General features: G+C 59.6%; 13 protein-coding genes. 9 read left to right on the top strand and 4 right to left on the bottom strand.

Annotation, left to right across the window (positions count from 1 at the left end):
• The first annotated feature begins 443 nt into the window (after window positions 1–443).
• Window positions 444–2,621: a malate synthase G gene (locus QFW87_RS27050; protein WP_283189276.1), complete on the top strand. Its 2,178-nt coding sequence runs from the start codon at window positions 444–446 to the stop codon at window positions 2,619–2,621.
• 70 nt (window positions 2,622–2,691) lie between these two features.
• Here the strand turns inward: QFW87_RS27050 and QFW87_RS27055 are convergent, their stop codons facing one another.
• Window positions 2,692–3,138 (bottom strand): response regulator, encoded by a 447-nt coding sequence (locus QFW87_RS27055; protein WP_134420510.1) that lies wholly within the window; start codon window positions 3,136–3,138, stop codon window positions 2,692–2,694.
• A 253-nt stretch (window positions 3,139–3,391) separates the two neighbouring features.
• On the opposite strand from QFW87_RS27055, the gene QFW87_RS27060 reads away from it, so the two are divergent.
• From QFW87_RS27060 to QFW87_RS27095, 8 genes are all read left to right on the top strand, one after another.
• Window positions 3,392–5,332, top strand: coding sequence for a putative nucleotidyltransferase substrate binding domain-containing protein (locus QFW87_RS27060; RefSeq protein WP_283190959.1), 1,941 nt, complete (start codon window positions 3,392–3,394; stop codon window positions 5,330–5,332).
• Window positions 5,329–6,036, top strand: coding sequence for a 3'-5' exonuclease (locus tag QFW87_RS27065; protein WP_283189277.1), 708 nt, complete (start codon window positions 5,329–5,331; stop codon window positions 6,034–6,036). The genes QFW87_RS27060 and QFW87_RS27065 overlap by 4 nt, the downstream gene beginning before the upstream one ends.
• A 275-nt stretch (window positions 6,037–6,311) precedes the next feature.
• Window positions 6,312–6,830: an RNA polymerase sigma factor gene (locus tag QFW87_RS27070; protein WP_283181942.1), complete on the top strand. Its 519-nt coding sequence runs from the start codon at window positions 6,312–6,314 to the stop codon at window positions 6,828–6,830.
• On the top strand, window positions 6,827–7,795 hold the full coding sequence (locus QFW87_RS27075) for a FecR family protein (protein ID WP_283189278.1): 969 nt from the start codon (window positions 6,827–6,829) through the stop codon (window positions 7,793–7,795). Before QFW87_RS27070 ends, QFW87_RS27075 begins: the two co-directional genes overlap by 4 nt.
• A 239-nt stretch (window positions 7,796–8,034) precedes the next feature.
• Complete coding sequence (locus QFW87_RS27080) at window positions 8,035–10,470, top strand: TonB-dependent siderophore receptor (RefSeq protein WP_283189279.1); 2,436 nt, start codon at window positions 8,035–8,037, stop codon at window positions 10,468–10,470.
• 72 nt (window positions 10,471–10,542) lie between these two features.
• Entirely contained in the window at window positions 10,543–11,673 is a 1,131-nt protein-coding gene (locus QFW87_RS27085) for a PepSY-associated TM helix domain-containing protein (RefSeq protein ID WP_283189280.1), read from the top strand.
• Entirely contained in the window at window positions 11,670–11,849 is a 180-nt protein-coding gene (locus QFW87_RS27090; RefSeq protein WP_283189281.1) for a hypothetical protein, read from the top strand. The genes QFW87_RS27085 and QFW87_RS27090 overlap by 4 nt, the downstream gene beginning before the upstream one ends.
• A 302-nt stretch (window positions 11,850–12,151) precedes the next feature.
• Window positions 12,152–12,781, top strand: coding sequence for a glutathione S-transferase (locus QFW87_RS27095; RefSeq protein ID WP_283181947.1), 630 nt, complete (start codon window positions 12,152–12,154; stop codon window positions 12,779–12,781).
• Between the two features lie 210 nt (window positions 12,782–12,991).
• Here QFW87_RS27095 and creD read toward each other — a convergent pair whose 3' ends face one another.
• From creD to creB, 3 genes are all read right to left on the bottom strand, one after another.
• Window positions 12,992–14,362, bottom strand: coding sequence for a cell envelope integrity protein CreD (gene creD / locus QFW87_RS27100; RefSeq protein ID WP_283189282.1), 1,371 nt, complete (start codon window positions 14,360–14,362; stop codon window positions 12,992–12,994).
• Between the two features lie 108 nt (window positions 14,363–14,470).
• The gene (gene creC / locus QFW87_RS27105) at window positions 14,471–15,889 is read right to left on the bottom strand and encodes a two-component system sensor histidine kinase CreC (protein WP_283189283.1); all 1,419 of its coding nucleotides are present in this window, start codon (window positions 15,887–15,889) and stop codon (window positions 14,471–14,473) included.
• The gene (creB, locus tag QFW87_RS27110) at window positions 15,889–16,569 is read right to left on the bottom strand and encodes a two-component system response regulator CreB (protein ID WP_150658457.1); all 681 of its coding nucleotides are present in this window, start codon (window positions 16,567–16,569) and stop codon (window positions 15,889–15,891) included. Before creB ends, creC begins: the two co-directional genes overlap by 1 nt.
• Between the last annotated feature and the right edge of the window lie 64 nt (window positions 16,570–16,633).

Genomic DNA, 16,633 nt, shown 5'->3' on the forward strand with positions numbered 1-16,633 from the left:
ACCAAGTATAGGCAAGGGACCGGAATCGGCTCGGCGTCTCAGAAAACCAAAGCCCCATAGCAGGGCAATGAAGATTATGTGTACAAGTTTTTATATTTAACTGGAACAATCTAACAGTTTTTTGAGAACATCCAGTTCCCCGACATGACTGCAATGCGTCATGGGGTCGCAGAACGACGTAATTAGTCTAATTTTCACAACCGCAACTCATCATGTAGTATGCCGCAGCGCGCACTACATAACGTTGGATCGATGTCTGCCACAGGCACAGTCGCAACCCTGAAAGCCCCGTCAGCAAGGCATCCAAGCCGTTGATTGGACCGAACCCAGCCGCCCGAACGGGCATGTACTGGCAGACGGGTTTGTGGTTTAAATGGCCAGAGGCTTCATTGTCATAATTGAAGAGCTGAAAAGCGAAATAGCTGAGCAGAGTGAGGCAAGCAATGACTGAACACGTTCAAGTCGGGGGCCTGCAGGTCGCCAAAGTCCTGTTCGACTTCGTGAACAACGAAGCCATTCCCGGTACCGGCCTCACCGCCGATAAGTTCTGGGCCGGTGCCGACAAGGTCATTCATGACCTGGCGCCGAAGAACAAAGCCCTACTCGCCAAACGCGATGATATCCAGGCTCGTATCGATTCCTGGCACCAGGAACGCGCCGGTCAGGCGCACGACGCCGTGGCTTATAAAGCCTTCCTGCAAGACATCGGTTATCTGCTGCCAGAAGCGGCCGATTTCCAGGCAACGACGCAAAACGTCGATGACGAAATCGCCCGCATGGCCGGCCCACAGCTTGTGGTTCCGGTGATGAACGCCCGCTTCGCGCTCAATGCCTCGAACGCCCGCTGGGGTTCGCTGTATGACGCGCTCTACGGCACCGATGCCATCAGCGAGGCTGACGGCGCGGAAAAAGGCAAAGGCTACAACAAGGTTCGCGGCGACAAGGTCATCGCCTTCGCCCGCGCCTTCCTCGACGAAGCGGCGCCATTGGCTGCCGGCACTCACGTCGATTCCACCGGCTACAAGATCGTTGACGGCAAACTGGTGGTCGCCCTTAAAGGCGGCAGCAATACCGGCCTGTGCAACGATGCACAGCTGATCGGTTTCCACGGCAATGCCGCCGCACCGACCGCGATCCTGCTGAAAAACAACGGCCTGCACTTCGAAATCCAGGTCGATGCCAGCACCCCGGTCGGCCAGACCGACGCTGCCGGCCTCAAAGACATCCTGATGGAAGCCGCGCTGACCACCATCATGGACTGCGAAGACTCGGTCGCCGCCGTCGATGCCGATGACAAAGTGGTGATCTACCGCAACTGGCTCGGCCTGATGAAGGGCAATCTGTCGGAAGAAGTCTCCAAGGGCGGTCAGACCTTTACCCGCACCATGAATGCCGACCGCACTTATACCGGTGTCGATGGTAAAGAACTGAGCCTGCATGGTCGTTCGCTGCTGTTCGTGCGCAACGTTGGTCACCTGATGACCATCGACGCGATCCTCGACAAGGATGGCAACGAAGTGCCGGAAGGCATCCTCGACGGTCTGGTCACCAGCCTCGCGGCAATCCACAGCCTCAACGGCAACAACTCGCGCAAGAACAGCCGTACCGGCTCGGTCTACATCGTGAAGCCGAAGATGCACGGCCCGGAAGAAGCGGCGTTCACCAACGAGCTGTTCGGTCGCATCGAAGAAGTGCTCGGCTTGCCAAGCAACACGCTGAAAGTCGGGATCATGGACGAGGAACGCCGTACCACGGTCAACCTCAAGGCCTGCATCAAGGCTGCCAGCGAGCGTGTAGTGTTCATCAACACCGGTTTCCTCGACCGTACCGGCGATGAAATCCACACTTCCATGGAAGCCGGCCCGATGGTGCGCAAGGCGGACATGAAGGCTGAGAAGTGGATCGGCGCCTATGAGAACTGGAACGTCGATATCGGTTTGAGCACCGGCCTGCAAGGTCGCGCCCAGATCGGTAAAGGCATGTGGGCCATGCCGGACCTGATGGCAGCGATGCTCGAACAGAAAATCGCTCACCCGATGGCCGGTGCCAACACCGCCTGGGTTCCATCGCCGACCGCTGCCGCGCTGCATGCGCTGCACTACCACAAGGCCGATGTGTTCGCCCGTCAGGCCGAACTGGCCAAACGTGCACGCGCTTCGGTGGATGACATCCTGACCATCCCGTTGGCCGTCAATCCAGACTGGACCGCGGAACAGATCAAGAACGAACTGGACAACAACGCCCAGGGCATTCTCGGTTATGTGGTGCGCTGGATCGACCAAGGCGTCGGTTGCTCGAAAGTGCCTGACATCAACGACGTCGGCCTGATGGAAGACCGTGCGACGCTGCGTATTTCCAGCCAGCACATCGCCAACTGGCTGCGTCACGGCATCGTCACCGAAGATCAGGTCATGGAAAGCCTCAAGCGCATGGCGCCAGTGGTTGACCGCCAGAATGCCAACGACGCGCTGTACCGTCCGCTGGCACCGAACTTCGACAGCAACATCGCCTTCCAGGCGGCGGTCGAACTGGTGGTCGAAGGCACGAAGCAGCCGAACGGCTACACCGAGCCGGTCCTGCACCGTCGTCGCCGCGAGTTCAAGGCTGCCAATGGCCTGTAACTAAGCGCTGACGCCGGACAAAAAAAAGCCCTGATCGAAAGATCAGGGCTTTTTTGCTTCAAATCGGTTCCTACACATCCATTCCCAGCTCATGCTTGACCAGCGCCAACAGCTTGCCGGTATCGACAGGCTTGAGGAGGAAGTCGACCACGCTCAAGTGCATCGCAGCGATCGCATCTTTCACGTCGGCGTCACCGGAAACGATGATGATCGGCATTGCCGCCCGAACCGATTCACGGACCTGACGGATCAGGTCCAGACCATCGACATTTCCCATCCGCAGATCGGTAATCACCAGGCCAATCGATGGCATCGTCTCCAACATCTTGAGTGCAGTTTCGCCACTGGCGGCAGTCATGCAGCGCACCCCGTCCAGCGCCAGAATCTCCGACAGCAACTCACGCGCGTCTTTATCGTCGTCGACGATCAGCACCCGCTGCGGCGGCAGGTCAGGTTCCTGCATGACGGCACTCAGCGCCTCGCGCTCGGCGTCGCTCAAAATATCGTGGTCGGACATGGCTTACTCTACGTTTTCATTTCTATTCCCTAGCTCATCCGTCAGACATCGCTAAGCAGACCTTCAATGTGCACTTCGTCGGAAAGTTTTCCTATAGCCAATGCAGGAGGTTTTTCCCACAGTTGCGTCAGACATTTCCCAAATACCGACAGGTTCACTGCCTACCTAGACTTACGTCCAATGGGCACCCTGCGCGCAGGGGCCGACCATGGCTAAGTCATCCGACAACAACAATTCAAAAAAGACTGCGGTAATGGTTATGAGTAAAGCGGACGCCTTCACACAGGCAGGGAAAACCGCGGTGTTGCAGAACATCCAAGGCACTTTGCAATTCCTTCAGCGATTCCCGCCCTTCAATCAAATGGAGCACGCCCACCTGGCGTACCTGGTCGAACAGTGTCAGCTGCGTTTTTATGCCCCCGGCGAGAGCATCATCAAGCCCGCCGACGGCCCGGTTGAACATTTCTACATCGTCAAACAAGGCCGGGTCGTGGGTGAACGGCCCCACACGGCCAAGGGCGGCACCGAAACCACTTTCGAAATCACCACCGGCGAGTGTTTTCCCCTCGCCGCGCTGCTGGGTGAGCGCGCGACTCGTACCGAACATCTGGCCTCCGAAGACACCTTTTGCCTACAGCTGAACAAGCAGGCGTTCATCAAACTGTTCGCGCTTTCCAACGCGTTTCGCGACTTTTCCCTACGCGGCGTGAGCAGCCTGCTGGATCAGGTCAACCAGCAAGTCCAGCAAAAAGCCGTGGAAACCCTCGGCACCCAATACTCGCTCAATACCCGCCTGGGCGAATTGGCCATGCGCCATCCGGTGACGTGCAGCCCGACCACGCCACTGCGTGAAGCCGTGACCTTGATGCATGAGCAGCAGGTCGGCAGCATTGTGGTGGTCGACGAACATAAAGCGCCGCTGGGGATTTTCACCCTGCGCGACCTGCGCCATGTGGTCGCCGACGGCACTAACGACTTCAACGAAGCCATCGTGCGCCACATGACCCAGGCGCCGTTTTACCTGTCGCCGGACCACAGCGCCTTCGATGCGGCAATTGCCATGACCGAGCGGCACATCGCCCACGTCTGTCTGGTCAAGGACCATCGCCTGTGCGGCGTGGTCTCGGAACGTGACTTATTTTCCCTGCAACGGGTCGATCTGGTGCATCTGGCGCGGACTATCCGCAGCGCCCAGAAGGTGGAAAATCTGGTCGCGATGCGCGGCGAGATCGGCCAACTGGTGGAGCGCATGCTGGCCCACGGCGCCTCTTCAACCCAGATCACGCACATCATCACCCTGCTCAACGACCACACCGTGTGCCGGGTGATCGAGCTGACTCTCGCCGAGAAAGGTGACCCCGGCATTCCGTTCAGTTGGCTGTGCTTCGGTAGCGAAGGCCGTCGCGAACAGACGCTGCACACCGATCAGGACAACGGCATTCTGTTCGAAGCCCGGGACGCGGCCCATGCCGCCGAGATTCGCGGCAAATTGCTGCCCATTGCCCAGCAGATCAACCAGAGCCTGGCGCTCTGCGGTTTCACCCTGTGCAAGGGCAACATCATGGCCGGCAACCCTGAGCTGTGTCTGTCCCGGGCCGAGTGGTCACGACGTTTTGCTGCGTTTATCCGCGAGGCAACGCCGGAGAACCTGTTGGGCTCGAGCATTTATTTCGACTTGCGGGTGGTCTGGGGTGACGAGCAAGGCTGCGAGCAGCTGCGCCAGGGCATTCTCGATCAGGTGAATGACAACCGACTGTTCCAACGGATGATGGCCGAGAACGCCCTGCGCAACCGTCCGCCCGTAGGACGTTTCCGTGAGTTCGTACTGGCTCGCAAGAATGGCGAGAAAGCCACCCTGGATTTGAAAATCCAGGGGCTGACGCCGTTTGTGGACGGTGCCCGACTGCTTGCGTTGGCACATGGGATCGAGGCGAACAACACGCTGGAGCGCTTTCGCCAACTGGTGGACAAAGAAGTCATCGAACGGCTGGACGGTGCGGCGTACGAAGAGGCCTATCACTTCATCCAGCAAGCCCGCATGCAGCAACATCAGCTACAGACCCGGGAGAACTTGCCCTACTCCAACCGGGTCGATCCAGACAGCCTCAATCATCTGGATCGACGGATCCTGCGTGAATCCCTGCGCCAGGCACAACGCCTGCAAAGCAGCCTGGCCCTGCGGTATCAGCTATGAGCCTGTTTTCATGGCTGCGCCCGACAGGTCCGAGCCTTCCCGGCGAACTTCAACAACGTCTGCAACGCTTGCCTTCGGCGGCAGAGCTTGGCGAATGCAGCCTGCGCGAACAGCGCTGGGTGGTGCTAGACCTGGAAACCACCGGGCTGAACCTGAACAAAGACTGGGTGTTGTCCATCGGCGCGGTGGTGATCGAGGACGGCGCGATCGATTTCAGCCAGCAGTTCGAACGCACGTTGCAATGTGCCGACATGAAGTTGGCTCCCAGCGTGCTGATCCATGGCCTGGGGCCGAGTGCGATTGCCGCTGGCAGCGACCCTGCTCAGGCCCTGGTCGAATTCATGGAGTTTGTTGGCGACAGTCCGGTGCTGGCGTTTCATGCGCCATTCGATCAGCACATGCTCGGGCGCGCCTTGAAAGATCATCTGGGCTACAAGTTGCAGCATCCATTTCTGGATGTAGCTGATATCGCGCCGCTGCTTTGCCCTCAGGCGCACATTCGCGATGCCGGGCTGGATGAGTGGATCGACTGGTTCAAACTGGAAGTGTTCGAGCGCCACAATGCCAGTGCCGATGCGTTGGCCACCGCTGAACTGGCGTTGATTTTGTTCAGCCGGGCGCGGCAGCTGCAGATTCATAGCCCGTTGAATCTGCAGCAGCGGATGAATCAGTGGAAGCGACGGCAGCGAGCGCCCTCTTTCTAACAGCCACCGCAATCCTTTGTAGCAGCTACCGAAGGCTGCGTTCGGCTGCTCAGCAGTCGTCAACTCTGCCCGCGAGATTCACATGACGCACCGCGGTGACTGATATTACGACTGCTGCGCAGCCGAACGCAGCCTTCGGCAGCTGCTACAAGATCCGTGCGGGTCAAAAAAACTGGTTATTCCAACCCGACCAGCGCCAATTGCTTACCTCCCCCGCCTCTGCCACAATCGCGAACAATTCTCGTTAGTTAACACTTCCCAATCGGTGATGCTGCGTGTCGTCAGTCCAAAGCCCTCAAAGTGAGCTCGTTGGTGCGTTGTATCGCGACCATCGCGGTTGGCTATTGGCCTGGCTGCGACGCAATGTAGCCTGTCCGCAACGAGCCGAAGACCTGAGCCAGGACACTTTCGTGCGTTTGCTGGGTCGTGAAGAACTGAAGGAGCCGCGCGAGCCGCGCGCATTTCTGGTGGCGATTGCCAAGGGCCTGCTGTTCGACTATTTCCGCCGCGCCGCGCTGGAACAGGCCTACCTCACTGAACTGATGCTGATCCCCGCAGGTGAACAACCGTCGGTGGAAGAACAGCAACTGATCCTCGAAGACCTCAAAGCCATCGACCGCCTGCTCGGCAAGCTCTCTAGCAAAGCCCGGGCGGCGTTTCTCTATAACCGTCTCGACGGCCTCGGCCACACCGAAATCGCCGAGCGCCTGGGCGTGTCAGTGCCGCGGGTGCGTCAATACCTGACCCAGGGCATTCGTCAGTGCTACATCGCGCTGTACGGTGAGCCGGTATGAGTCCGACCAGCTCCAAACCCGTCTCGGCACAGGTGCTGGATGCCGCGATTGCCTGGCAATTGTCCCTGGACTCCGGCAACCCGGTGGAGCGCGAGGAGTTCGCCAAATGGCACGCCGCCCACGAAGAGCATGCGCGGGCCTGGCGCCAACTGGGCATGCTCGACCAGCGCTTCAGCGTTGCCAGCGGCCCGGCACGCACCGCGTTGCTGCAATCGCGCGAAAGCATTCGCCGGCGCGTGCGCAAACTCGGCAGCGGCATGGCTAGTATCGTCGCGGTGATCGGGTTGGCGTTGTTCGCCGGTGATCGTTATCTGCCGATCGACTATTGGCTGGCCGACCAGCGCACCGCCACCGGTGAGCAACGCACCCTGCGCCTGACCGACGGCACGCTGATCAACCTCAACACCCACAGTGCCGTGGATGTGCGTTTCGATGAAAAACAACGGCTGATCATCCTCCAGGAAGGGGAAATCCTCGTCGAAACCGGCCATGGAGACGCTCGGCCATTTATCGTCGAAACCCGCGAAGGCAGCATGCGCGCGTTAGGGACAAGGTTCCTGATCAAGCGCGAAGAAGAAGGCACGCGCCTGAGCGTGCTGAAATCGGCGGTGGCGGCCCACCCCGAGTCGAGCCCTGAAGAGCAGATTCTGCGTGAAGGCCAGCAAGTCCTGATGCGCAGCAATGGCCTCGGGCCGATCGTCGCGCTCAACCTCGGCGCCGATGCCTGGACCCGCGGCATGCTGGTGGTGGACAACACGCGGCTGGAGGACCTGGTTCATGAACTCGGTCGTTATCGACGCGGGCATTTGGGTGTTGCACCTGAAATCGCCGACCTGCGCATCACCGGCAGCTTCCCGCTGCATGACACCGATCTGGCCCTGAGCGCCCTGCTGCCGACCCTGCCGGTGCAGATCGAACAGCACACGCCGTGGTGGGTAACGGTGACGAAGGCTGAAGCCAAGTGATGTTGAGCCAGGTAAGACGCCTTCGCGAGCAGGCTCGCTCCCACATTTGAAATGCGTTCCCTTGTGGGAGCGAGCCTGCTCGCGAAGGGGTCATCGGCTTCACCACAAACCTGATGACATCTGACAATCCATAACCACTTGTTTACTGAATCGAAATTATTTTCAATCAGCCCTATCACTTTTGAATTCTCGTTCGGCACCTAGGCAATTGAGAAATATTTCCATTCAGGAGCCGCTGTATGTCCCGTTCGCTAGACACCTTGTTGCGCCCCAGTTTGCTGGCGATTGCCATTGCCCTTTGTGCCCCTCTGGCCAGCAATCAGCTGATCGCCGCTGAACAGGCGTCCAGCGTTCGCGCCTACAACCTGCCGGCCGCGCCATTGGCCAGCACCCTGAACCAGATCGCCAGCCAGGCCGGCCTGGCGCTGTCGTTGAATCCTTCACTGGCGGCGGGCAAAACCTCGGCGCCGGTCAAAGGCCAATTCGACGCAGCCGGCGCCCTGCGCGAAGCCTTGCGCGGCAGCGGTCTGCAACTGGAACAAAGCAGCGCTGGCACTTATAGCCTGGTGGCCGTGCCCGAAGGCGTAATGGCCCTGCCGGAAACCGCCGTGATTGGCGTGGAAAACACCGAAAGTGCCTGGGGACCGGTGCAAGGTTACCTCGCCAAACGTACGGCAGCCGGGACTAAAACCGATACGGCACTGGCGGAGGCACCGCGGTCAATTTCTGTTGCAACCCGTGAACAGATGCAAGACCGCGCCGTACAAAACCTGGATGACGCAGTACGTTACATGCCCGGCGTCGTAGCCAGCAGCTACGGCAGCGATAGCCGCGCCGAGTGGTTGAAGGTTCGTGGATTTGAGCCCACCCAATTCCTCGATGGACTGCCCCTACCCAAAGGCACCTATACCATGCCGAAGATGGAAACCTGGGATCTCGAACGTGTCGCCTTGCTGCGTGGCCCTGCGTCGTCGGTCTACGGCCAGACGCCTCCTGGTGGTTTGATCGATATGGTCAGCCGCCGCCCTGAAGACATTGCCAGCAACGAAGTGCAATTGCAGATCGGCAGCTATCAGCGCAAACAGATCAGCTTCGACAGCACCCGCCCCATCGATGATGAAGGGCGCTTTCTTTACCGTGTCAGCGGCGTGGTGCGGGACAGCAACACAGCCATCGAGCACAACGACGACAAGCGTTACAACATCGCCCCCAGCCTGACATGGAACATCGACCCCGACACCAAGCTGACGTTCCTGAGTCAGTTCAACCGTGACGACACAGGCATCACAAGCCAGTTCCTTCCTTTACAAGGCACCAAACTTTCAACACCTGCAGGCGAAGTGAAGTACCACAAGAATCTCGGTGATCCGGAGTGGGAGTTCTACGACAAGACCTATTACGCATTGGGATATGCCTTTGAGCACCGGATGAACGATGTCTGGCAGTTCCGTCAGAACCTGCGCTACACCAAGAGCGACCTGTCCTTCCAAGGCATAACTTCAGGCGGCTTTTTCGGTTCGGTCAGTGACGACGGTACCCTGGCCCGAGGTGCCAACGTCGTCAACGAAGACATCAGTCAGTTCGCCGTCGATAACAATTTCCAGGCGGATTTCGACACGGGTTCGATCAAGCACACAGTATTGCTGGGCCTGGACCACCAGCGCGTCAACACCAATTACAAATGGCTGTTTGGCAGTGCGCCGACCAGCAATATCATCAACCCGATTTACGGCCAGGACTTTAGCAACGTCAGCTACACCGCGTTCAATGATTACAACCAGAAGACCCATGACACCGGCCTGTACTTCCAGGACCAGATGGACCTGGATAATTGGCGCCTGACGTTGGGCGGCCGTCAGGACTGGCTGCACACCGACACGACCTTCTACAACATGAACGATGCAAAGGACACTCGCGACGACACCGCCTTCACCGGCAACGCGGCGCTTAGTTACGTGTTCGACTCCGGCTTTACACCTTACATCTCCTACGCCGAATCCTTCCAGGCAGAAGCCGGTGGTGCCAATGGCGCGGCTTTCCGTCCAGGCACTGGCAAACAATATGAGGTCGGTATCAAGTACCAGCCTCCGGGCAGCGACATCCTGTTCACCGCAGCTGCCTATGACCTGACCCGCAAAGACATCGTACTCAGTGACACCCTCGGTGTATCTCGCCCACTGGGTGAGGCCAATGTGCGCGGGTTCGAGTTGGAAGCTACCGGTAACGTCAACGAGAACTTGAAATTGACGGCCGCGTACACCTACGCCAACAGCAAGATGACTAAAGTCACCGACCCTCTGGATAAAAACCGCCCACTACCACTGACCCCAGAAAACCAGGCTTCTGCATGGGCTGATTACACGTGGCATACAGGTATTCTGGATGGCTTTGGAATCGGCTTCGGCGTGCGCTATATCGGCGAAACCGACAATATCGCCATCGGCAGCATGGGCTTCGTACGCGATCCATCAGATGGCCATAGCAGTTCCTACACCGTCTATGACGCGGCAGTCCATTACGACCTGGGCCGCCTGAACAATACGCTCAAGGGTGTGAGTCTCAGCGTCAATGCCAACAACGTGTTCGATAAAGAATACATTTCGACCTGCGACGGTTTTTACTGCTATTACGGCGACCGTCGCAACGTAGTGGCCAGCGTCGGCTACAAGTGGTAACGGCTTGATCCGACACACCTGATATCCAGGCCGTCCTTCAAGGACGGCTTCGGTATTTCTGAAGGCCTGGAAATGAAAAGCAAAACAATTCGCCGCTGGTCCTTCGTCCACACCTGGACCAGCCTGATCTGCACCGTGTTCCTGCTGATGCTCGCGCTGACCGGCCTGCCATTGATCTTTCACCACGAGATCGACCACCTGTTGGGCGATGCCGCTGAATTGAAGGCAATGCCGGCGGACACCCCGCTGCTGAATTTGCAGCAATTGGTGCAGGCGGCTGAACAGCATCGTCCCGGCGAGGTCATGCAGTATTTCGGCTTCGATGAAGACGAGCCCAACGCCGCGATTACGATCATGGCGGCCACCGCCGGCACTGAACCGAATTCGTCTCACACCTTCATGCTCGACGCCCGCACCGGCGAAGCGCTGGAGATGCCGTCGGCCAATGGCGGCTTCATGATGATCATGTTGCGCCTGCACGTGGACATGTTCGCCGGTCTGCCGGGCAAGTTGCTGCTGGCGTTCATGGGCATTCTGTTCGTGGTGGCGATCGTGTCCGGGACGGTGCTGTACCTGCCGTTCATGCGGCGTTTGAAATTTGCCACCGTGCGCCAGGACAAATCCGCCCGCCTGCGCTGGCTCGATCTGCATAACCTGATCGGTGTGGTGACGCTGACCTGGGCCTTGGTGGTCGGCGTCACCGGCGTCATCAGCGCTTGCGCCGACCTGCTGATCGCCGCGTGGCGCAACGACAGCCTGAGCGCGATGGTCGCGCCGTACCGCGATGCGCCGCCACTGACAGAACTGGCGCCCGCGACCCGCTTGCTCGACATCGCCAAGGAAGTCGCACCGGGCATGCAGCCGGACTTCATCGCCTTCCCCGGCACACGATTCTCCAGCGAACACCATTACGCGGTGTTCATGAAAGGCAGCACCCACCTGACCTCGCACCTGCTGACACCGGTGCTGATCGACGCCAGTACCCTGCAAGTCACCGCCGTGGCCGAACGCCCGTGGTACATGGACGCCATGGGCATGTCTCAACCGTTGCACTTCGGTGATTACGGCGGCATGCCGATGAAGATCCTCTGGGCGATCCTGGATGGGCTGACCATCATCGTCCTCGGTAGCGGGGTTTACCTGTGGGTGGTGCGGCGCAAGGCTGCGAAACCTGTGCTCGAGAACGCGGAGAGTCCAGCATGAGGCCGCGGCAGTCGAATTTCTGGAAGGCCTTTTCCACCCCCACGGTTATCGCCCTGCTCAGTGCCGCGGGGTTGTTTGCCGCGCTACTGGGCGATGGCGTGTGGGACGCATTGAGCTGGTTGGGCCTGGGCGTTCCCGCCGCCCTTGCCCTGCGCGGCCTGCTGCAACGCCGCTGATCCAAATCGATTGGCGGACTCCTGTAGCAGCTGCCGAGCAGCGCGAGGCTGCGTCCGGCTGCGCAGCAGTCGTGAATCATGCGATCGAGTTGCTTCAGATAAATCGCGTTTGCCGGACTGCGGCCGCTGCGTCCGAACGCGGCCCGAGCCGAACGCAGCCTCGCGCTGCTCGGCAGCTGCTACAGGGCTACAGATCGCTGCAATCACACGACGACATCCGCTTTGGGTTCGATTGCCAACCGTTTGAGCTCCCGGATCCACGCGCTATGCTGCCCAGCACTCCCCCACTCCGAGACGCTGCCATGTCCGCCCCCAGCATGACCCTGTTCCACAACCCGTTGTCGCCCTTCGTTCGCAAAGTCATGGTGCTGCTGCATGAAACCGGTCAACAGGACCGCGTGGCGCTGCAAGACTGCGTGCTCACACCGGTCAGCCCGGACCTGATACTCAACGAAGACAATCCGCTGGGTAAAATTCCGGCCTTGCGCCTGGCCGATGGCAACGTCATCCATGACAGCCGGGTGATCCTTGATTACCTCGACCACCAGCACGTCGGCAACCCGCTGATACCGCGCGACGGCTCGGCCCGCTGGCGGCGCCTGACCCTGGCCTCCCTGGCCGACGGGATCATGGACGCTGCGGTGCTGATTCGTTATGAAGTCGCCCTGCGTGCCCCGGAAAAACACTGGGACACATGGCTCGATGGCCAGCGCGAGAAGATTCGTCGCGGCCTGGCATTGCTGGAAGTGGACGCGATTGCCGAGCTGACCAGCCATTTCGATGTGGCGGCGATCAGCGTTGCCTGTGCGTTGGGCTACCTGGATTTGCGCCATCCGGATCTGGAATGGCGCACGACGAACCCGAAGCTGGCGAACTGGTACTTCGAGGTGAGTCAGCGGCCTTCAATGCTGGCGACTATGCCGAAGGTTTAGAACTTCGCTGGCTGTCAGGGCCTCTTCGCGAGCAGGCTCGCTCCCACATTTGATCTTCGATTTGCACAAGCCCTGTGTTCACTGGAGATCCCTTGTGGGAGCGAGCCTGCTCGCGATGGCACCACACCGGATCTAACGGAAACAACACCGCAATCCGCGTCGCCAACACCTCTCCCTCCCGCTGATCCTCGCGCAACCCCAACGACCGGCTCATTCCACCGCTCCCATATCAAACACCAACGGCTTGGCCGACTTCTGCCCAATCCCATACCAGTCCAGCTTGCGGGTCAGCACCATAAACACGCCCAACAACCCGAACAACAGCAGCGAACCCATCAACAACGCGTAATCCTCTGCACTCAGCAAGCCGTAGAGCAAGCCATACAACGCCGCCAATCCCGCCGAAAAACTCAAGCCGTGACGCACGCTGCGCAGTACATGGCAGACATAAAAACCGATCAACAACACACAGCCGCCCGCCGACAGCAGGTACGCCAGGGCAAAGCCGATGTGCTCGGACAGCGACAGCAACAGCAGATAGAAAAACGCCAGGGCCACGCCCACCAGCGCGTATTGCACCGGGTGTACCGCGAGGCTTTTCAGCACTTCGAAGAGGAAGAAACCGGCGAAGGTCAGGACGATAAACAGCAACGCATACTTGATTGCCCGATCGCTCTTCAGGTACTGATCCACCGGGTCGATGAAGCTCACCCCGAAACTGCGGCCGGTATAGGCTTCGCAACCGCCGCCGGACACACAGCTGCTCAAGGCCTCTTGCAAATTGGTGGAGAAAAACGAGGTCTGCCAGTTGGCGGTGAAACCCTGATCGCTGACTTCACGCTGGGCCGGCAGGTAGTTGCCGATGAAACTCGGATGCGGCCAATTGGCGGCCAGCGAAACCTTGCTGGTTTTGCCCACCGGAAGAATCTGCAACTGGCCAGTGCCTTGCAGTCGCAGGTCAAAACCGAAGGCCAGTTCCGTGGCTTGTTTCGCGTCGAGTGCCGGCAGGGTGACATGCACGCCCTCCCCCAACCAGCCCACCTGACTACCGGGGACGAAGTCGAGTTTCTGGCCATTGAGTTCGAGTTTCAGGGCATTTTCGATGCCGCGAATATCGCTGATCCCGACCGCCAAAAATGGCTGGTCGAACTGGTAATCAGCGAAATCTTCGTTGATACCCAATTGAGCCGGGAGCGAGAAATGCCCGCTGATGCGGTTGTCCGCATGAAACAGACGCGCCTCATAAATGCCCCGGGACCGCAGTTCAGTCTGGACCTGCCCGTCGAGTTCGAAGCGTTCCGGGAGGAAATACAAACGGCCGCGCTCTTCACCCACTTCCTGGTAACGCTCGTTGGTTTTCTCGTTGAGCTTCCAGGTGCGCACCACTTTGCGATACGGCACCACCATCAGCGGCCCGCTGAGTTGCTGGCTGTAGCTGGAACTGCGGGCGATGTCTTCGAGAACACCGTCGCGCAGTTGCTGGCGGTCCTGGATCACGCCGTTAATCATCAGGAGCGGGATCAGCAACAACAGAATCAGAAGGGCAATTGCCCCGAGTTTTATGGTCAGGCTGCGGTTCATGGGACTCTCCCTGTTTGGATGGGGAGAGTCTGGGAAGGGTGTGTGGGGAATTTATGGGCGCAATGTGGAGAGTGTGTGGAGACTGCTCGCGATGGAAGCGACTCGGTTTTAAGGCAGGCGCAAAGTCACTTCAACGCCGTCGCCGACATTACCGATGCTCACCGCTCCACCATGCAACTTGACCACCTCTTCAACGAAGTTGAGCCCCAACCCCGTGCTCTTGCGCCCGCTGTCCGGTCGCGGCAGGGAATAAAAACGTTCGCTCAAACGCGGTAACGCATAGTCGGGAATGGCCTCCGCCTGGTTAAACAGCCTGAACTCGATCTGCTGCCCAATGCGCTCGGCGCTGAACCGCAGCAAGCCCTGAGCCGGGGTGAAATCCAAAGCGTTCTCCAGCAGATTGCCCAGCGCCTGACGCAACAGGAACGGTTCACCGGTCAGCACCAGATCCGCGGCAATGGTTTGTTCCACGCGCAACTGCTTGCCTTCGATGCGCGCCGCCTGAGCGCTCAGCAATTCATCCACCAACTTCGCGAGCGGCACCGCCACCCGCTCTTCCAGCCCTTGGCGTTGCTCGACCAGGGCCAGATTCAACAGGCGCTCGATCAACTGCTGCATCCGCGCGCTTTCGCTGTCGATATTGCTGACAAAACGCTGTTGCTGGGCCAGCGGCATTTCGCCTTGCAGCAACTCCGCCGCGCCGCGAATCGCCGCCAGCGGGCTTTTCAGTTCGTGGGTCAAGGTGTGCACGTAACGCTCGACGTAGGCTTTGCCTTCGAGCTGCGTGCGCATCTGCTCCACCGCCGTCGCCAGTTGCTCCAGTTCGCCGCCCCGGTAGTGCGGAACCTCGACCCGCCGGCCTTCACTGACGGCCTGAGCATAAGCCGTCAATCGTCGCAGCGCCGCGCTCAACCACCACGACAACAACGCGCCGAACACCAGACCGAGGCCGATCAATCCGGCCCCCCAGGCAAGCAATCGCCGTTCGGTGCGATCAACGTATGGCTGCAACGAGCTATTGGGTTTGGCCACGGTAACCACACCGATGATCTGGCCGTTGTCGCGAATCGGGGCGCCGACGTGCATCACTGAGGAGTTCGGATCGTCCGGGTCGCTGCGGCTGGAACGAGCGCCGTATTCGCCGCGCAGGGTCAGTAAAACGTCGTTCCAGCGCGAGTAATCCTGCCCCACTGCCACACCACTGGAGTCCAGCACCACAACGCCCTTGGCATCGGTAACGTAGATCCGGTGGTTGACCTGATTCTTCGGCAATCCCCAGATGTTCGCCTTCGGTTGCCGTTCGCCATATGCCTTGAGCAGCTCGGGCCAGCGGTTCTGGTTCAGGGTGCCGGCCTTGAAGTCGTCGCGCAGGATTTCGGCCATGAGATTGGCGGTGTCGACCAGCGTTTCTTCGGTGGACTGGCGCACGCCGGGACGGATTTCTTCCATCACGGTGTTCAGCACGAAGTAACCGGTCAGGCCGATGAACAATACGTAGACCAGGAATATCCGGATCCCCAGAGGCATCAGCTACGCCCCGGGCTGTAGCTGTAGCCGAGGCCGCGATGGGTCTGGATCGGTTCCGCGTCGGCTTTCACCTGGCGTAATTTGGCGCGCACGCTCTTGATGTGGCTGTCGATGCTGCGCTCGTACCCGGCATCGGCGGCGACGCCCAACGCATCGAGCAATTGCTCGCGGCTGAAGACGCGTTCGGGTTGGTCCAGCAGGCATTGCAGCAGACGGAATTCATGGCGGGTCAGGGTTAGAAGCTGACCGCGGTAGCTGATCTGCACCCGTTCGCCGTCAATGCGAAACAGCGCCGATGACACCTCGGCGGTCGCTCGCGGCGCCATGCGTTTGAGAATCGCCCGGACCCGTGCCGCCACCTCGCGAGGGCTGAACGGCTTGACCACGTAATCGTCAGCACCGATTTCCAGGCCCACAACGCGATCGATTTCGGCATCACGGGCGCTGAGAAAGATCACCGGCACTTCGCTGAAACGCCGCAATTGCTTGCAGGTCTCGAAGCCGCTGATGTCTGGCAGACCAATGTCGAGAATGATCAGATCGGCAGGAGTCTGGCGCTGATGCTCAAGCGCAGCGGCGCCAAGGCTCAGCCAGGTGGTGGTGAAGCCCTCGCCCTGCAAGGCGAAAATCAGGGTGTCGGCAATCGCCGCTTCGTCTTCGACAATCAGGATATGAGGCATGGCGTCCGAGCCCGGGAGTTAAGTGGGCGAACGGTGCCCCAAGGCTCACGTCACGTCAATGAGA

This window comes from Pseudomonas sp. PMCC200344 (genome assembly GCF_030053095.1).
Taxonomy (GTDB): Bacteria; Pseudomonadota; Gammaproteobacteria; order Pseudomonadales; family Pseudomonadaceae; genus Aquipseudomonas; species Aquipseudomonas svalbardensis.